The 15,954-nt window shown below is 68.8% G+C and carries 22 protein-coding genes and 7 tRNA genes; 22 read left to right on the top strand and 7 right to left on the bottom strand.

Translation table 11 applies throughout. The features are described 5' to 3' along the window. Positions 1–5: 5 nt before the first annotated feature. The gene (locus tag Rai3103_RS15185; protein ID WP_228488974.1) at positions 6–1,247 is read right to left on the bottom strand and encodes a ribonuclease D; all 1,242 of its coding nucleotides are present in this window, start codon (positions 1,245–1,247) and stop codon (positions 6–8) included. A gap of 2 nt (positions 1,248–1,249) precedes the next feature. After that, entirely contained in the window at positions 1,250–1,804 is a 555-nt protein-coding gene (locus Rai3103_RS15180) for a DUF3000 domain-containing protein (protein WP_153573278.1), read from the bottom strand. 182 nt (positions 1,805–1,986) lie between these two features. Between Rai3103_RS15180 and hemE the strand changes: the two genes are divergently transcribed. Continuing rightward, complete coding sequence (gene hemE, locus Rai3103_RS15175; RefSeq protein WP_153573277.1) at positions 1,987–3,036, top strand: uroporphyrinogen decarboxylase; 1,050 nt, start codon at positions 1,987–1,989, stop codon at positions 3,034–3,036. A 29-nt stretch (positions 3,037–3,065) separates the two neighbouring features. Then, positions 3,066–3,761 carry a hydrogen peroxide-dependent heme synthase gene (gene hemQ, locus Rai3103_RS15170; protein ID WP_338420030.1) on the top strand — a complete coding sequence of 232 codons (696 nt, stop codon included), beginning with the start codon at positions 3,066–3,068 and terminating at the stop codon, positions 3,759–3,761. 100 nt (positions 3,762–3,861) lie between these two features. Here the strand turns inward: hemQ and msrB are convergent, their stop codons facing one another. Next, entirely contained in the window at positions 3,862–4,302 is a 441-nt protein-coding gene (gene msrB / locus Rai3103_RS15165; protein WP_153573276.1) for a peptide-methionine (R)-S-oxide reductase MsrB, read from the bottom strand. A 68-nt stretch (positions 4,303–4,370) separates the two neighbouring features. Beyond that, the gene (locus Rai3103_RS15160) at positions 4,371–5,186 is read right to left on the bottom strand and encodes a sirohydrochlorin chelatase (RefSeq protein WP_153573275.1); all 816 of its coding nucleotides are present in this window, start codon (positions 5,184–5,186) and stop codon (positions 4,371–4,373) included. A gap of 523 nt (positions 5,187–5,709) precedes the next feature. Here Rai3103_RS15160 and Rai3103_RS18025 point away from each other — a divergent pair. The 13 genes from Rai3103_RS18025 (at position 5,710) to Rai3103_RS15110 (ending at position 12,459) form a co-directional block, all read left to right on the top strand. Then, complete coding sequence (locus tag Rai3103_RS18025) at positions 5,710–6,255, top strand: N-terminal phage integrase SAM-like domain-containing protein (protein ID WP_228488973.1); 546 nt, start codon at positions 5,710–5,712, stop codon at positions 6,253–6,255. Next, on the top strand, positions 6,243–6,659 hold the full coding sequence (locus tag Rai3103_RS18020; protein WP_228488972.1) for a site-specific integrase: 417 nt from the start codon (positions 6,243–6,245) through the stop codon (positions 6,657–6,659). The genes Rai3103_RS18025 and Rai3103_RS18020 overlap by 13 nt, the downstream gene beginning before the upstream one ends. Then, complete coding sequence (locus Rai3103_RS18015) at positions 6,656–6,859, top strand: hypothetical protein (RefSeq protein WP_228488971.1); 204 nt, start codon at positions 6,656–6,658, stop codon at positions 6,857–6,859. Before Rai3103_RS18020 ends, Rai3103_RS18015 begins: the two co-directional genes overlap by 4 nt. Positions 6,860–7,223: 364 nt before the next feature. Beyond that, on the top strand, positions 7,224–7,352 hold the full coding sequence (locus Rai3103_RS18630) for a hypothetical protein (RefSeq protein ID WP_277872983.1): 129 nt from the start codon (positions 7,224–7,226) through the stop codon (positions 7,350–7,352). A gap of 123 nt (positions 7,353–7,475) precedes the next feature. Further along, a complete protein-coding gene (locus tag Rai3103_RS15150; protein ID WP_153573274.1) occupies positions 7,476–7,748 on the top strand; it encodes an excisionase family DNA-binding protein in 273 nt (90 codons plus the stop codon). Beyond that, the gene (locus Rai3103_RS15145; RefSeq protein WP_153573273.1) at positions 7,745–8,200 is read left to right on the top strand and encodes a hypothetical protein; all 456 of its coding nucleotides are present in this window, start codon (positions 7,745–7,747) and stop codon (positions 8,198–8,200) included. Before Rai3103_RS15150 ends, Rai3103_RS15145 begins: the two co-directional genes overlap by 4 nt. Then, positions 8,197–9,330, top strand: coding sequence for an AAA family ATPase (locus Rai3103_RS15140; protein WP_153573272.1), 1,134 nt, complete (start codon positions 8,197–8,199; stop codon positions 9,328–9,330). The genes Rai3103_RS15145 and Rai3103_RS15140 overlap by 4 nt, the downstream gene beginning before the upstream one ends. Continuing rightward, on the top strand, positions 9,327–9,515 hold the full coding sequence (locus tag Rai3103_RS15135; RefSeq protein WP_153573271.1) for a hypothetical protein: 189 nt from the start codon (positions 9,327–9,329) through the stop codon (positions 9,513–9,515). Before Rai3103_RS15140 ends, Rai3103_RS15135 begins: the two co-directional genes overlap by 4 nt. Further along, on the top strand, positions 9,512–9,778 hold the full coding sequence (locus tag Rai3103_RS15130; RefSeq protein WP_153573270.1) for a hypothetical protein: 267 nt from the start codon (positions 9,512–9,514) through the stop codon (positions 9,776–9,778). The genes Rai3103_RS15135 and Rai3103_RS15130 overlap by 4 nt, the downstream gene beginning before the upstream one ends. Before the next feature lie 121 nt (positions 9,779–9,899). Further along, complete coding sequence (locus Rai3103_RS15125; RefSeq protein WP_153573269.1) at positions 9,900–10,130, top strand: hypothetical protein; 231 nt, start codon at positions 9,900–9,902, stop codon at positions 10,128–10,130. A gap of 78 nt (positions 10,131–10,208) precedes the next feature. Continuing rightward, positions 10,209–10,526 (top strand): hypothetical protein, encoded by a 318-nt coding sequence (locus Rai3103_RS15120; protein WP_153573268.1) that lies wholly within the window; start codon positions 10,209–10,211, stop codon positions 10,524–10,526. Between the two features lie 20 nt (positions 10,527–10,546). Next, positions 10,547–11,245, top strand: coding sequence for a hypothetical protein (locus Rai3103_RS15115; protein WP_153573267.1), 699 nt, complete (start codon positions 10,547–10,549; stop codon positions 11,243–11,245). Between the two features lie 596 nt (positions 11,246–11,841). Further along, positions 11,842–12,459: a hypothetical protein gene (locus Rai3103_RS15110; RefSeq protein WP_153573266.1), complete on the top strand. Its 618-nt coding sequence runs from the start codon at positions 11,842–11,844 to the stop codon at positions 12,457–12,459. A 267-nt stretch (positions 12,460–12,726) separates the two neighbouring features. Here Rai3103_RS15110 and Rai3103_RS15105 read toward each other — a convergent pair whose 3' ends face one another. Continuing rightward, entirely contained in the window at positions 12,727–12,915 is a 189-nt protein-coding gene (locus Rai3103_RS15105) for a hypothetical protein (protein ID WP_153573265.1), read from the bottom strand. A gap of 223 nt (positions 12,916–13,138) precedes the next feature. Further along, a tRNA-Val gene (locus Rai3103_RS15100) sits at positions 13,139–13,210 on the bottom strand. A 275-nt stretch (positions 13,211–13,485) separates the two neighbouring features. On the opposite strand from Rai3103_RS15100, the gene Rai3103_RS15095 reads away from it, so the two are divergent. From Rai3103_RS15095 to Rai3103_RS15085, 3 genes are all read left to right on the top strand, one after another. Then, a tRNA-Gly gene (locus Rai3103_RS15095) sits at positions 13,486–13,558 on the top strand. Between the two features lie 102 nt (positions 13,559–13,660). After that, a tRNA-Cys gene (locus Rai3103_RS15090) sits at positions 13,661–13,731 on the top strand. Position 13,732: 1 nt separating this feature from the next. Beyond that, positions 13,733–13,807, top strand: a tRNA-Val gene (locus Rai3103_RS15085). Positions 13,808–13,878: 71 nt separating this feature from the next. Here the strand turns inward: Rai3103_RS15085 and Rai3103_RS15080 are convergent. Further along, the gene (locus Rai3103_RS15080) at positions 13,879–14,502 is read right to left on the bottom strand and encodes an NADPH-dependent F420 reductase (RefSeq protein WP_153573264.1); all 624 of its coding nucleotides are present in this window, start codon (positions 14,500–14,502) and stop codon (positions 13,879–13,881) included. Between the two features lie 245 nt (positions 14,503–14,747). Here Rai3103_RS15080 and Rai3103_RS15075 point away from each other — a divergent pair. The 4 genes from Rai3103_RS15075 (at position 14,748) to Rai3103_RS15060 (ending at position 15,898) form a co-directional block, all read left to right on the top strand. Then, positions 14,748–14,820, top strand: a tRNA-Gly gene (locus Rai3103_RS15075). Positions 14,821–14,883: 63 nt separating this feature from the next. Continuing rightward, positions 14,884–14,954: transfer RNA gene (locus Rai3103_RS15070), tRNA-Cys, on the top strand. 1 nt (position 14,955) lies between these two features. Then, positions 14,956–15,030 (top strand) — tRNA-Val (locus Rai3103_RS15065). 313 nt (positions 15,031–15,343) lie between these two features. Beyond that, the gene (locus tag Rai3103_RS15060; protein ID WP_194793170.1) at positions 15,344–15,898 is read left to right on the top strand and encodes a type 1 glutamine amidotransferase; all 555 of its coding nucleotides are present in this window, start codon (positions 15,344–15,346) and stop codon (positions 15,896–15,898) included. The last annotated feature ends 56 nt before the right edge of the window (positions 15,899–15,954 follow it).

Below are 15,954 nucleotides of genomic sequence, written 5' to 3'. Positions count from 1 at the left end.
CCGGCTCAGCCTCGGTCGCTCGCCAGGACGGCCGCGAGGGCCTCCCTGGTCAGTTCGCGCTGCCAGCGTCGTGCTCCGGCCTCGGTGAGGCGTTCGTCGATCGCGACGGGCGACGGTGAGGCCGGAGGGTCCCAGCAGAGCTGGTGCCAGGAGTCGGGACTGAGCAGGTTCTCCGGCGGGACGGAGTGCTCCTCGGCGATCCGGACGAGCACCTCCCGCGTCGCGACGAACCTGGCGTACGCCTCCGGGTTGTGTCCCTGCCAGGTCCGCGGGGCACCCGGTCCGCGCCGCGCGGCCCGGACCGACGGATAGTCCTCGGGCCGCATCGTCTCGACCCGGCGCACGGCATCGGACCAGACGTTGAGGTAGCGCTTCGCGACGCCCTTACGGAAGCCGGACAGTTCCGCGAGATTGCCGGCGGTCAGATCGGGACGTGAGGCGGCCGCGATGATCACGCGATCGTGGAGGATGCGCCCCGGTGCCTTGTCCCGGCGCGCCGCGAGGTCCTCGCGCGCCGTCCACAACTCGCGGACGATGGCCAGCTGGCGCCGTCCGCGGATGTCGTGGAGTCCGGAGACCCGCCGCCAGGGCTCCTCCCGCGGCGGTCTGGGTGTCCCGGCATCAGCGACCAGAGCCGCGAACTCCTCCTGCGCCCACCCGTCCTTCCCGGCGGCCACGAGCTCGGCGGCCATGGCGTCGCGCAACTCGCCGAGCAGCTCGACGTCGAGGGCGGCGTACACGAGCCATTCCTCCGGCAGCGGCCGGGTGGACCAATCGGCCGCGGAATGCTCCTTGAGCAGGCGCACCCCGCAGAACCGCTCGACCATAGCGCCCAAGGACACCCGCGGGTAGCCCAGCAGACGTCCCGCCAGCTCGGTGTCGAAAAGCCGGGTCGGCATCAGACCCACTTCGACCAGACACGGCAGGTCCTGCGTCGCGGCATGGATGATCCACTCGGCCTGGCCGATCGCGTCGCGCAGGCTGCTCAGGTCAGCCAGCTCGTCGTCCGGGGCAAGCGCCACCGGGTCGAGCAGGAAGGTGCCCCCGCCGTGGCGGCGTAGCTGGATCAGCCAAGCCTTCGGGTAGTAGCGGAAGCCGTGCGCCCGCTCGGTGTCGATACCGACCGGCCCGTCACCCTCGGCCAGGGCGGCGATCATCGCCTCGAAGCCCGCATCAGTGTCGATCAGGGGCGGGACCCCGTCGCGTGGGGTGAGCAGCGTGGGGAGATCCTCGTCGGGCTCGTCCACGGTCAGCGCTCCTGGCGGCGCTGCCGCAGCGGAGTCATCATCACGACACCCTCCGGCAGCGGCGGGATGCCGCACGTCGCGCAGAGCAACTCGGCGAAGGCGTCCAGGTGGGCATCGATCCCGGCGCCGTCCGCGTCGAGGACCGGGGTCCAGGAGGCCCGGACCTCCAGCTGGGCCTGCGGCGACTGCTGTTCCAGCCCCCCGAAGGAGCGGCTCCAGGTGCAGGCCACGTTCCCGCTCGGCGCGACGTACGCGGCGTGATGGGAGTCGAGCGCCTCCAAGAGCCAGGACCAGCCGACCTCGGCGGCCATCGTGTCGGTGACCATCTCGGGTTCCGCGTCGCCCTTGGCGTACGCGACGACGCGGAAGGTGCCCTGCCACGAGTCCACCCCCTCGGGGTCATGGAGGATGACGAGGCGTCCCGTTCCGAGTTCCTGGTCACGCAGGGTCAGGTCCGCCGAGAACGCCACGGCGTACGGAGCGACCCGCTGCGGGGAGGGAACCTCCTCGATCGACAGACCCGGACGCCACGAGTGCGCCCTCAAGTCGTCGACCACCCGCTGGAAGGGGTCGGAGTCGCCGTGGGGTCGGGATGCGCTGCCACCCCTGTAGGGTATTCTGAACGGTCGCCCAGCCCGGCTGCGACGCGCCGGGCCCTTGCGGGTGCCGCCGACCCGTACGGCGGAACGGCGAGTCGGACGCCTCGGGGACACCTTGCCCGACGTGCGAGGATGGCGGGGTGACCGACACTCCCAGCCTGCTGGCCGCCGCGCATCGCCGTCAGGGTACCGCCCTTCCCGTGTGGTTCATGCGCCAAGCCGGACGTTCGCTGCCGGAATACCGCGCCGTCCGTGAAGGCATCGCCATGCTGGATTCCTGCCGCCGGCCTGACCTGGTGACCGAGATCACCCTGCAGCCCGTCCGGCGCCATGACGTCGATGCGGCGATCTTCTTCTCCGACATCATGGTGCCGCTGGCGGCTGCCGGAGTCGATCTGGAGATCAAGTCCGGTGTCGGACCCGTGATCACCGAGCCGATCCGCACCGCCCGTCAGATCCACGAACTGCCGGAGCTCGACCCCGCGGCGATCCCGGACATCGCCGAGGCGATCCGTGCGATCCGGGCGGAGCTGCCGGCGCACAAGGCCCTGATCGGCTTCGCCGGGGCGCCGTTCACCCTCGCGTCCTACCTGGTGGAGGGCGGCCCGAGCAGGGACTATGCCCGGACCAAGGCCCTGATGGCCGGCGAGCCGATGCTGTGGGACGAGCTCTGCGCCAGGCTGGCTCGCATCTCCGCGACCTTCCTGCGGGTCCAGGTGGACGCGGGCGCCCAGGCTGTCCAACTCTTCGACTCCTGGGCCGGCAGCCTGGCCCCCTACGACTACGCGACCCGCGTCCAGCCCCACTCCACCGCGGTCCTCTCCCGGGTCGCCGACGTGCCGCGGATCCACTTCGGGGTCGGGACGGGCGAATTGCTCCGGTTGATGGGCGCGGCCGGCGCCGACGTCGTCGGCGTCGACTGGCGCGTGCCCCTCGACCACGCCACCAAGCGGATCGGCCCGGACCGCGCGGTGCAGGGCAATCTCGACCCGGCTCTCCTGTCGGCACCGTGGGAGGTCGTCGCCGAACGCGCCCGGGACGTCATCCGGGCCGGCGCCGCGGCGCCGGGTCACATCTTCAATCTCGGCCACGGAGTCCCGGCCACGGCCGACCCCGACGTGCTGACCCGCCTGGTGGCCCTCGTGCACGAGGAGGGCCCCGCCCTCCGCGCCGAGGCGCTGGGACACTGACCCCTCTCCCTCAGCAGAAAGGCATTGCCGTGAAGAAGGCACGCGAGATCAACGACACCATCCGCTACACCATGTGGTCGGTCTTCCGGCGGACCGACCCCGCCGTCGGTGCGGGGGCCGCCCACCAGGCGCTCGCCGCGCTCGACGGACTCCAGGACGAGGAGCACGACCTCGTCATCCGTGGCTGGTACGACGTCTCCGGGCTGCGCGCCGATGCCGATCTCCTGGTGTGGTGGCATGCCCCCACCGTCGAGACCGTGCAGGCCGCGTACCACACGCTGCGGGCCTCAGCACTCGGCCGTACGCTCGAACCGGTCTGGTCGCAGGTGGCCCTGCACCGTCCCGCCGAGTTCAACAAGGGGCACGTCCCGGCCTTCATGGCCGACGAGGAGACCCGCAACTACGTCGTCGTCTACCCCTTCGTGCGGTCGCTGGAGTGGTACCTGCTGCCCGATGACGACCGACGCCGGATGTTGTCCGAGCACGGGATGATGGCGCGCGAGTACCCGGACGTCCGGGCGAACACCGTCTCCTCGTTCGCGCTGGGGGACTATGAGTGGATCCTGGCTTTCGAGGCTGACAAACTGCACCGCATCGTCGACCTGATGCGCCACCTGCGTGGGGCGGAGGCCCGTCGGCACACCCGGTTGGAGGTGCCCTTCTACACCGGTCGGCGCTACGAACTCCCGGAGATCGTGAGCAGCTGGAATCCCACCACGGTCTGAACGACCGGGCTGACCTGCACGGCGCTGACGACCGCCCCTGCCGCGGCGACGGTCCGCCCCCTCCGTGGGAGCGGACCGTCGTGGCCGCCGGCCGTGAGGATCAGGCGGGTGCGTCGCCCGGCTCGAGCGTCAGACTGATCGAGTTGATGCAGTAGCGCAGGTCGGTGGGCGTGTCGAACCCCTCGCCCTCGAACACATGTCCGAGGTGGGAGCCGCAGTTCGCGCAGCGCACCTCCGTGCGTCGCATCCCGAGGCTGTCGTCGACCAGTTCGATGATCCGGTCTTTGGCCAGGGGGGACCAGAACGCCGGCCACCCGCAGTGGGCGTCGAACTTCTCCGTGCTGCGGAACAATTCCGCGCCACAGGCTCGGCAGCGGTACACGCCCGGCGTGGTGGTGGTCTCGTATTCACCGCTGAACGGACGTTCGGTGCCTGCGTCGCGCAGCACGTGATACTCGGCGGCCGTGAGCCGGGCGCGCCATTCCTGGTCCGACAGCTTCAGGGCCGGTTCCTGCGGGGGCTGATGGCGGGGGGACTTCATGCCGGCCAGTGTAATCCGGGCCACCGGGGTCACAGGGGATCGTGGCGGGGCCCAGGGCCGGGCGGCCGTCAGGCGCCGATGGCGTGCAACTGCGCGACCTCGTCCAGCCCGTCGGCGTCCTCGTCCACCGGCAGCAGGCTCCCGAAATCGATCAGGTCCATGGCGCCGACCACGTACCGGTGCATGGCGAGTTCGGCGACCTCCGGACCGGCCGTCATCGGCCTGCTCACCGCCACCGCACCGGCCGCCAGCGCGGACTCCGCCTGATGGGCCCAGAGGTCGGAGGTGCTGAGGAACCACGATCCTACGGCGACATGGCGGCGTCCCTGGTTCCAGAGGCTCTGGATGGCCTCCTCGACCGAAGGGCCGGTCTCGTCGACGTAGGCGGTCACGCAGGCCAGCTTGTGGTGCATGCCCCATTGACGCGTACGCCGGGCCAGGAGCGCCCTGCTGCGGATGTCCTCGGTTCCGGCGGTGGACAGGACCAACCCGTCGAGCTCCGTCACGTGGTGGTCGCTGAGGGCTTGGCGAAGCGTACGGTCGAGCATCGTGAGGAGCACCGGCTCGGGGCCGATCGGTCGCGACAACTGCACCCGCAGGTCCGGGACAGCGGCGGCGATCCGATCGATCGCGTCACGGGCGACGACGCTGGCCCGGTAGGCGCAGCCGACCTCGAGCGGGACGAAGACGGCCTCCTCGGTGCCCATGCGTGCGAGTTTGCTGGCCACCTGTACGGGGGAGGGGCCGGATCCGCCGAGATAGGCGGCGCGTACGACCAATTCGGGGCACCTGGCCATGAGCTCGTTCCGCATCGCATGGGTGATCTCGGCGATCTGCGGATCGCTGTGGCCATGGGCGAGCAGGACGAGGGCCGGGGCCGTCATTGCCGGTTCCTTTCCTCCCCAGCCGCGGACACGTCCGAAGATGTGGCGGGGGAGTATTGGTCAGGAGGGCCGTCCTGGGACGGCGTCTCAAAAAGTGGATAGGAGAACTTTCACCCGCCGGAAATGGCTAGTGCAAGTCGATGTCTCACGGACTGGGACCCTCTCCCAGAATGTGGCGGTGGTGTACGCGCCGTCGGGCCGTGTGCCGAGGCCTCGGCTGGCCCGCCGAAGAAGGCCTTCCTGTGCCGGCCTGGTGGGCATACGGCGAGCCTCCGGGAAAGGAGGAAGCCGCTCTGCGTGGTGTGTTTCACCTCGTCAGAGCGGCTTCCGCGGGTGGGCGGTACTGGATTCGAACCTGTACCACTCGCACGCAACCTGTGGACTCCGGTGTCCGCGTGATTGCTAGGGAAACCCGCCATTTCAGGCGACCTGACGCCCAATCTAGTCCCGTGATACGGTTGCGGCAAGTGGAGCCAAATGGAACGGTTCCAACCCGGTTACGGTGCACGGAGGTTGCAGGCAAATGGGCAAGCGTCGTGGATGGGGCACCATCAGGGTGCAACGCTCCGGCCGGTTGCAGGCCGAGTACACGGGGCCCGACCTGCTGAAGCACCACGCCAGCACCACATTCACCGCCCGCGTAGACGCGGAGACGTGGCTCGCTGGGGAACGCCGACTGGTCGAACGGGGCGCGTGGACCCCGCCCGAGACTCGCGGGGACGACGAGGAACCGCCCCTGACGCTGCGGATGTACGCCGAGCAGTGGCTCGCCGACCGGGACCTGAAGCCCAGGACGCGGGAGCACTACCGCAAGTTGCTCGACAAGCAGATCCTTCCGACCCTCGGGGACCGCGAGCTAGCTGCCATCACGCCGCTCGTCGTCCGGTCGTGGTGGTCCGGTCTGGGGTCGGACACCCCGACTCAACGGGCCCACGCCTACAGCCTGCTGCGGACGGTCATGAACACCGCGCTGGGGGAGCAGTTGATCATGTCTCAGCCCTGCCACGTCCGGGGGCGGGGTCGGCGAAGACAGTCCACAAGACCCGGCCAGCGACCGTGGACGAGCTGACGAAGATCGCGGAGGCGATGCCCTCGAAGTATCAGCTTGCGGTGATGCTGGCCGCCTGGTGCGCGCTGAGGTTCGGCGAGCTGACCGAACTCCGCCGCCGCGACATCGACGTGGAACGCGGTGTGATCCGGGTCCGCCGGGCCGTGACGTGGGTCCGGGGCGCCGATCCGGATCACCCGACGTCGGTCGTGCCCGTCGTCGGGACACCCAAGTCCGACAGCGGTATCCGGGACGTACACGTCCCGCCGCACCTGCTCCCGATACTCTCCTACCACCTGGACGCCTACGCCCAGCCTGGCCGCGATGGCCTGGTGTTCCCTGCCGCGGGGGCGGCCACCTTCGGCAGTCGGCTCTGTACAAGGTCTACGGCCTGGCGCGCGAGAAGGCCGGGCGCAGCGACTTGAGGTGGCATGACCTGCGTCACACTGGTGCGGTCCTTGCCGCGTCGACCGGGGCGACGCTGGCCGAGCTGATGGCCCGGTTGGGTCACTCCACCGCCGGGGCCGCGCTGCGCTACCAGCACGCCGCGAAGGGCCGTGACGCCGAGATCGCCGCGTCCCTGTCCGCCCTGATCGCCACCCCCCACGAAGGGAACAACCGCTGATGCCCGAGAACAACCCCTGGGCCGCCCGGCCGCTTGGCCACTGGGAACCGGGCACACCCCCGCCGGAAGCTCCCGAGGGGGCCCGCTGGACCACGGTGAACATCCTCTGCCCGGACAACCCGTCGCACGGGCCGGTCATGATCCTGCGGACGCATGACGGGATCAACGTCACCCACGAGTTCACCGCGGATGAGACGGCCGCCGAGCTGCTCACCCGCCCCCATGAGGACTCCGCGACCACGTTCACGCATTCCCGGTGGCGGGTCACCTGCTCCCGGCCGTCCTGTGGCCTCTACCTGCCGGTGCCACGAGAGACGATGGGGAGCTGGAGCGGTTCACGGGGCAACTGTGGCGGCTCAGGGTCGTGGAGTTCGACGTGCCGGACGTCCGCGCCCTGCTGGCCGACATTCGGGGCCGGGATGCCGAGATCGCCGTGGAGTCCTGGTCGCCGTCGTCGGGTGTGTCGCTGATGGAGTGGCTGCGGGGCGCGTAACCCCGCCTGACGGAGACACACCCCGCGCCGGGTTTCCACACGGCGCCAGCATGGTGTAGCGTAGGTGCCATCACGAACCTCTATGGAGGGTCGCTATCTTGCGACTCCTCATGGAGGTTTTTCATGGCCACGAAGGCCACTGCGCAGAGGGCTGGCCTCAAGGTCCCTCAGGATCACCTGCCGCCTGTACGCCGCTACGCCACCCTCGACCAGGCCTCTGAGTACCTGGTGTGTTCCACCCGCCACGTCCGCGACATGATCGCGCGGGGCGAGATCACGGGTTACCGGATGGGCTCGAAGTCCGTTCGCGTCGACTTGAACGAGATCGATGCCGCCTTGTCCGTCATCCCGACCGGGGGCCGGCTGGCCGCAACCCGCGGGGGTGCAGTCGCATGACCACATACGAAAGCCGCCCCGGTACAGGACCGGAGCGGCTCGAAGTCGTTACCCGCGACACCGCCAGCGTATCAGGCCCCGTCGTTACCGGTGTCCTGGTCGTCCACGTACCCGACGACAGCCGCCGCACCCGCAGCGACCTCTGGATGGCATGCGAGCAGGCGCCCGCCGGGACGCATGTCGTCATCCGTCTCGGGGCCCGGGTCCAGCCCTACGGCCTGTTGGACGGTGTGCCGCTGCTGCACCTGGGTCGGGTCCACGTAGAGGCCTCGGACCCCACCCAGTACACCCGGTGGGGCAACGCCGTCCGTGCCGAGATCGCCCGGCAGGCCCGGGAACGCGCCCGGGCTGAGGCCGAAAGGGCCCGCCGTGAGGCCGACCTCGAGCGGGCTGACCGGGCCGCTGCCGCCTGGTACGCCGCGCACCCCGAGTGCGGGGAGGTGGGCGCATGACCACCGAGCTGCTCTCAGGACTGCGGTCGGCCGTCTGGCTCGACCAGCAGACGTTCCCGCCGCTGCAGTGGATGATTCCGGGCATCGTTCCCGAAGGGTTCTCGCTGTTGGTCGGTGGCCCGAAGATGGGCAAGTCGTGGATGTCGTTGGACTTCGCCCTCGCGGTTGCGTCCGGCGGGAAGGCCCTGGGGAAGGTCCCTGTCGGACCGGCCCGGCCCGTGCTGCTGATGGCCCTCGAGGACGGCGACCGGCGACTGCAGGAACGGATGCGGAAGCTCACCCTCGGTCGGGCGCTGCCCAATGGCCTGGACTACCTCACCGACGTGAAGCCCGCCCTCGTCGTGGACACCATCGAAGCGTGGATGGAGCGGCTCCCGAACTGCGGCCCCGCACCCCTGGTCATTCTCGACACGTTGGGCAAGGCGATGCCCCCGACCCGGTCGGGGGAGTCCGGCTATGTGAATGACTACCTGTTCACAGCGTCGTTGAAGCGGATCGTGGACGACTGGCCCGGGTCCGCGCTGCTGGCACTCCACCACGACCGGAAGATGGGCGCCGACGACTTCGTGCAGCAGGTGTCCGGCACCAACGGCATCGCCGGGGCCGCCGACTCGATTCTGTTGCTCGCCCGGAAGCGGCAGGAGGCTGACGGGATCATTCGGGTCACGGGGCGTGACGTGGACGAAGACGAGTACGCGCTCCACTTCGACGGGCAGTGGACGGTCGTGGGGGATAACCTCGCCCAGGCCGCCCGGGAGGCCGCCACGCGCCGCGAGCAGGGCAACCTGGGGGACGATCAGGGCAACATCCTCCGCCACGTCAACGCCCACCCCGAGGGTGTCCGAGCCGCCGACGTGGCCGAGGCCCTCGACATCGACGCCGACAAGGCGGGTAAGTACCTGCGTCGCCTCGCGGAGTCCGGACGGATCACGAAGACTGGCCGAGGAATCTTCACCCCGTCCGAAACCACTGTCCGAAGTGTCCGAAGTGTCCGAACCGAGGAAGGGCGGAGTGCGCAAACGGACACAACGGACACTTCGGACACCTTCTTCTGCACGGGGTGCGGTGAACCCCTCCACCCGTCCCTTGTCGCTGCTGGCGACACCATGCACATGGGGTGTTCGGCGTGAGCCGCCGCCGCGCGCGCAAAGCCCCCGGGAACGCCGCCCTGGACGCCCTCGTCGGACGGTCGTTCCCCGGCGGTTGTGACGACTGCCACGCCTACCAGACCATGACCCGCGACAGCAGCGGCATCTACCGGGTGACGACCTACCACGACAACTCGTGCCCGTACTTTCGCGGGGTGACCCGATGACCGACCAGACCGGGCCCGTCGTCGTCACCGTCGGCCGGAACGTCGCCCTCATCGTCTCGCCCTACTCGGCACTGGAAAGGGTTCAGACGATCCCCGGCCGCCGCTGGGACCGCCGGGGGATGCGGTGGGTCGTCCCCGTCGCCGCGCTCGAAGCCGTCCGGGCCGCGTTCGTCGACTGGCCCGGCGGGGTCCGGTACGAGTCGCGCCCGACACCCCGAAACGCCCCCAGGACACCGCCGATCACGTCCCCGTTCCGCAGGTGACCCCATGGAGACCCCCGGAATGGCTGAACCCCATGGAGACCCCCCGCGCGCCTGAACCCCATGGAGACCCCCTTGGGATGACCGGGACCCAACCGCTACGCCAGACAGGAGACCACCCGTCATGATCGCCCCCGACTCGCCCGCGACCCGCGATGAGGACGACGCCCGCACCCTCGCCGACCTGGACCGGCTGTACGCCGACCTGGTTCGCCGCCAGGACGCCGGGCAGAACACCACCACCGACCAGCTCGCCGTCCTTGCGGCCCGCCGCCGCTACCAGCGGCCCGCCCCCGACCCGGCCGCCCGGGCCTTCCTCGCCGCGGTCGCCGCCTACCCCTACGAGCCCGACTAGACACACCCGACCTCATGGAGGCCCCCCGGAATGACAACACCTCATGGAGGCCCCCTACCGCCTACGAAAGGAACCCCGATGCCCGTCCCGAAGACAACGTTTGACCGCGCGACCGTCGAGAAGATGATCGACGCCGCCGTCCGGCAGGCAGCCGCCCGCCAGAAGGCCGAGCTGGCCCGGCTCCGCGCCGAGCTCGAGCAGGCCCGGAAGGGCGCCGTGGCCGCGGACACGGTACTGCTGAAGCGGGCGCCCAGGAACGCCGCCCGGCGGGCCAAGCAGACCCACCTCGAGCACCTCGAACGCATGGCCGCGTCCGTGTCCGACCGCCAGTTGCAGGCCGGATACCGGGAGCTTGGCGCGGCCGTCCGCGCCGAACTCGACACCACGACCAGCTGACCTACGAAAGGAACCCCATCATGATGACCCCGACCGCCGCCCTCGCAGCCGCCCGCGCCGCCGTCAAGAACTGGCGAGAGCAACTCACCGCCGCCGAAGCAGACGTGAACCGCCTCGCCGCGCCCGTCACCGACCCCGAGCAGGCGGCCCAGGTTGCCCGTGAGCGCGTCACGGCACGCGAACTCGTATCCATCTACCGCGACGGGCTGCAGGCCGCCCAGACGGCCGCTGAAGCCGCCGAGAAGGACGTGCTCACCGCCCGGCTGAACGCCGATGCCGCCGCCCTGGACCCGGCCATCACCGCCGCCCAGGAGGCCCACGACAAGCACGCCGCCCAGGTCGCCGACCTCCTCAATCGACTCGGCGAACTGGCAGGGACGGAGGTGACCCTCGAGGATCCCAACGGCGAGCAGCTCGCCGCGAACCTGGCCTACCTGACCGGCCAGCGGGACGCTCTCAGGGTCGCCGCCAACGGGGGTGACCCGACCACCGTGTGTCCGCTCGACCGCCTGCCCGCCGCCTTGCAGATCGACGGGTACGCGCCGTGCGTGGCTGCCCGGACCGCCGCCGCGAACGCGGCCTGGCGTGCCCGGGAGGATGCCGCCGAGCGGGACCGGGTCGAGCGGATGAGGGCCCGCGCCCTGGAGGACATCGACCGCGCCACGGCCGAATCCGAGGAACAGGCCCGGCGTAGCCCCTGGCTGGTCCGCCCGGCGTAACCCCGAGTGGTCCTCGACTGGCGTGACGCGTGACGGCAGCACCGCCGGACTCCGGTTCGTCTGACCGTTCAGGCATGAACAGTGCCCCCGCCCAGATACTCCCGGGCGGGGGCGTCTCGTCGTTCTCAGGGTGTCACCCGATGGCCTCGAGCCGGTCCGCCGCCTCGAGGACCACCCCAGCGAACTCCCGGAGCGCGTCCGGGGCGGCTGGACGCCTCTTCCATAGGGTTGAACGTTTCCGCGCTGTTCCATAGGGTCCCTGTCGCCTAGGCACGCCGATGCGCATAGCCTCTCGCTATATCATGAGCAGGGTGGGTGAGTGCACTCTTCAGGGGGAAGGCAATGCGCAGGTGCATCTGGTGTGGGGGCTGGCGGACTCAAAGGAGCATGTTTATCCCCAATGGTTACGCAAGTTTGATGCACCATCTAAGTACATCGCTGAGCATGGGGCGTACCAAGAATCTATCCCTCAACTAACCTGGGGGTTCACAGATGAAGATGAACTGGTCGAGTATGAGGTAACGCGCGGTAAGAAAACCCCGATCCTACATGAAGTGCAGGTGAAGGTTGTGTGCCGTTCCTGCAATTCTGGGTGGATGAGCACCCTGGAAAGGGGGATCAAGCCCTTAATTTATGAGATGTCCCGCAACGGGAGCAGGGAGTTTATAACCCCTGCGGAAATGTGCGACTTGGCGGTGTGGGCCCACAAGACGTTCATGATGTACGACCAATTTTGTGACCCGGGGGACCGTCGGTACCCTGCGAGCGAGTACCGCGACTTTTACGAGAAACGAGCGATAACCAGCGACACGCATATCTTCATCGCCAAGAGCAATAGCCCCTATGCAGGCTTCGGAATTTGGAGCGATTCCAGGACACTCGTACCGGCCGGGGTAGATGGCGCGAAGTATGTGCGGGAGCACGGAACTAACTGCGGCTCGGCATACTTGGCCATCGATGGTCTTGTGATATTTGAACAGTGGTTCGGGGCTAATTATCCTCTTCACGACCTTACTGCTGTAATGGTCAGGGAAATACCGCTGCGGAAGATGGTCGCCCCAGGGGTGCACTGCATCTGGCCACTCCCGGCCAAGCCGCTTGACTGGCGGCGCAGCAGAGTCATTGGGGCTGATCGGACCGAGCGGGCAAGGCTGGCGCTTCACGCCACCATGGCCTCGCTTTCGGTAGTGGCGAAAAGAGTGGAGGCCCCCTGACGAGCATGCAGGCTTCGCGGCCTCGTCTTCGACCCCCCCAGTGGGTTTCCCCTGTTGCCGCTCCCGCGTTGTCGACCCACGCCCGATGGCCCGCCGTCCCAGGGGCGGCAGGCTCATACGTCTGGTCTCTCCCGTCGCGTGGCCACGCTGGGGAGGGACGGGCGCCGCCGGTTCGGCGCCCAGGGGAGCAATACCGGGTGCATCCTTGTGTGCTCGACCTCGAGGGGGAGCGGGCGGGGAGCGCTGTCAGGCCGCCCAGGTGGACGGCTATACGGTCGGGGTGGCGTTGGCGGTGCCGAACAGGACGGCGAGGGACGCCTCGAGCTGGGTGACCGCTTCAGGGTCGTGCTCGAGCGTGCCTCGCAGCTCCCCGACGATGTTGTTCAGGGCGTCGATGGCCTGGTGGCCCGCTTCGATGCGGTCCCAGTCGCGGTCGGCAGGTACGGTTGTGCCCATGGTCAGCGTCCTCTGCTGTCCTAGGCCCCCGGTTGAAGCGGTTGCAACGCTCCCGGGGGCCGTCTTGTTGGTTGGCCCCTGGCCGGGAAGGTTGCACCGGTACGTGTCCTACGTCACGTCCTGGCCCCGCTTCGGAGGCCTTGCGTTGCGTAGAAGTTGCACCCGGGAAAACGACAACCGCCCTGACCGGTGAATCACCTAGTCAGAGCGGGTTTCGTATGGGTGGGCGGTACTGGATTCGAACCAGCGACCCCTTCGGTGTGAACGAAGTGCGCTACCACTGCGCCAACCGCCCGTGCGAGAGCCAACAATAGCCATGCTCAACGCGAATCAGCAAACCGGCCGCCGAGCGTGGGGAAAGTTGCATCGGTGTGACTTGCTCTGGTAGACCTCTCTCTCGCCGCACGGAAACGGGCGGCGATCGTCAGGAGCAAGGCTGGCGACGGGCAGGCTGATCCGGTTCGAGCGGATTTGGTGGCCTGTGGGAAGCCTGCTAGAGTTCCTGATCGCGCCTCGGGGTCCCGGGGGGCATGATGAAGAGGGTTGGCCCGCGGGTCATCCGGATTCATTGCGGACGTGGCTCAGCTGGTAGAGCATCACCTTGCCAAGGTGAGGGTCGCGGGTTCGAATCCCGTCGTCCGCTCGGAGAGGGTCTCGCCCTTGTGGAACCCGGTAGGAGCTTGTCTCCTGCATGCTGGCGGGTTCACCCGGATCGTGCAGGTGGTCCGGGTGGGGTCCTTCACGTGGTGGAGTGGCCGAGAGGCGAGGCAACGGACTGCAAATCCGTGTACACGGGTTCAAATCCCGTCTCCACCTCGGGCGGTTGGCGCAGCGGTAGCGCGCTTCCCTGACACGGAAGAGGTCGCTGGTTCGAACCCAGTACCGCCCACCAGAAAGACGCCCTCCGCGCAGCAGCGCGGAGGGCGTCTTTGTTGTCTGGGCCGGTCCCGTGACCGGGCCGTGTCACTTCACCAGCGCGAAGCCGCCGTTCCAGGAGATCGTCTCCTTGGCCGCGAGGGTCATTTGCAGGAAGGCGAGTGCCTCCAGTTCGCGTGCACGCTTGAGGCTGCCCGCGTCGACACCCTTCAGCCCGCCGGCCTCGACCAGGCGGATCAGGGTCTCCTTGGCGCCGTTGTCGTCACCGGCCACCAGCACCACGGCGTCGTTGCCGCCGAGCGAGCCAGCGCCGACAACTCCGGCGAACGTGGTGTTGAAGGCCTTCAGGACGTTGGCCTTCGGCAGGAGGCTCGCCAATTGGGCGGCCGCGGAGGAATCGGCCGGGACGACGAGGTCGTCGAAGGTCTCGAAGTCCACGGGGTTGGTCACGTCGACGACGGTCTTGCCGTCCAGGTCACCGGAGTAGATGCCGGCGATCTCGGCCAGGGCGGGGTAGGGAACAGCCAGCACCACGACATCGCCGGTGAGGGCCTCGCCGACGGTGCCCGCGGTGCCGTTCACCTGCCCCGCGAGCGCCGCGGCCTTCTCCTTGTCGCGGTCGAGGATCTGCAGCCCGGCGCCGGCCTTGGCCAGCATGCCGGCGACGGCCGAACCGACGTTTCCGGTCCCGATCACAGTGACGTTGTTCATGGAAATCTCCTCGTTCCAGGTGTCGGCAGGTTGTCGCCTGCCCTGCAAAGAACAGTAGCACTGAAACTTGAATCTTGAACTATTGACGAGGGGACTACTCAGGGAATACTCAGCGTGAGGTGGGCTGGCGCCTGATTTGCGCCATCCCGGGTGACCTCTGCTAGAGTTCCTGAACGCCTCACCAAGCGATTGTGGAGGCGGAGAATGGTTGAAGGTCGCCGGTCAAACGGTCGGCCGGAGGCAATGCGGACGTGGCTCAGCTGGTAGAGCATCACCTTGCCAAGGTGAGGGTCGCGGGTTCGAATCCCGTCGTCCGCTCGGAGCGGGTCCCGCCCCCAGGGGCGGACTCGTACGCCCTCCACCAGGGTGAGGTTCCCACCTGGTGGAGTGGCCGAGAGGCGAGGCAACGGACTGCAAATCCGTGCACGCGGGTTCAAATCCCGTCTCCACCTCGGGCGGTTGGCGCAGCGGTAGCGCGCTTCCCTGACACGGAAGAGGTCGCTGGTTCGAACCCAGTACCGCCCACCACGCGGCAATCATGGACTCCCCTGGTTCCGCCGCTTCGAGCCCTCCCCGACGGTGTGACGGGACAGACAGCGCGATGGACACGCGACCGTAACCTATGGGCCCCCTAATCGGTCACGATGGTCGAAACCTTCCCGGATCGAGGAGGACGACAGTGGCTCATTCAGTCATCGCCCTGCTGCACGGTGTAGCCCCCGGGAACGAGGACGGCGTCCTCGGGCATCTCACCGCTGCGTTTGCCCGATGCGGCCACGACATCGGCACGCATTCGTTCACGGGAGGACCACGACCCCGCATCAGTCTCGACGGAGTCCGCATGCTTGTCGTGATGGGCTCCCGCGACTCGAGTACCGACAGGAGCCTGCCCTGGCTCGACGACGAGAGTCGCTTCGTCGCCGCAGCGATCGCGCGCGGCGTACCGGTCATGGGGATCTGCTTCGGCGCCCAACTCCTCGCCGGCCTCACCGGCGGCAGGGTGCTGCCCGGAGCCGCGATGGAGCGGGGCATGGTCGACGTCAGCTCGGAACAGGTGGATCGCGTCCCGGCGGGTCCCTGGTACGCCCATCACCGCGATGAGATCGTCCCGCCGCCGGAGGCCGATGTCATCGCCACCAGTGCGGCGTCCGTCCAGGCCTTCGGCTACGGTCCGCACCTCGGGGTCCAGTTCCACCCGGAGGCCACGGAGGCGACCCTCGACGTATGGCGGACCTCGTTCAGCGCGACTGCCGGCGCGCCGACCGACGACGACGCCGAGTGGGAGGCGGATCGACGGGCCCTGCAGGAACACCGGATCGCCCTCGCCGCCCGGACCGGCACGCTGGTGCGCGGCTTCGTACGCTCCGCCCAGCGCCACCTCGCTGACGTCGGCTGACAGCGGGCCGGCTCCCGGCCCAGCCCCGTGGCGCTGGCGCGTCCCCCGGGCAGCGG

Origin of the sequence: Raineyella fluvialis (assembly GCF_009646095.1) — a bacterium.
Classification (GTDB): domain Bacteria; phylum Actinomycetota; class Actinomycetes; order Propionibacteriales; family Propionibacteriaceae; genus Raineyella; species Raineyella fluvialis.
The sequence above is the reverse complement of the archived record's forward strand: the minus strand, read 5'-3'. Positions and strand labels throughout refer to the sequence as shown.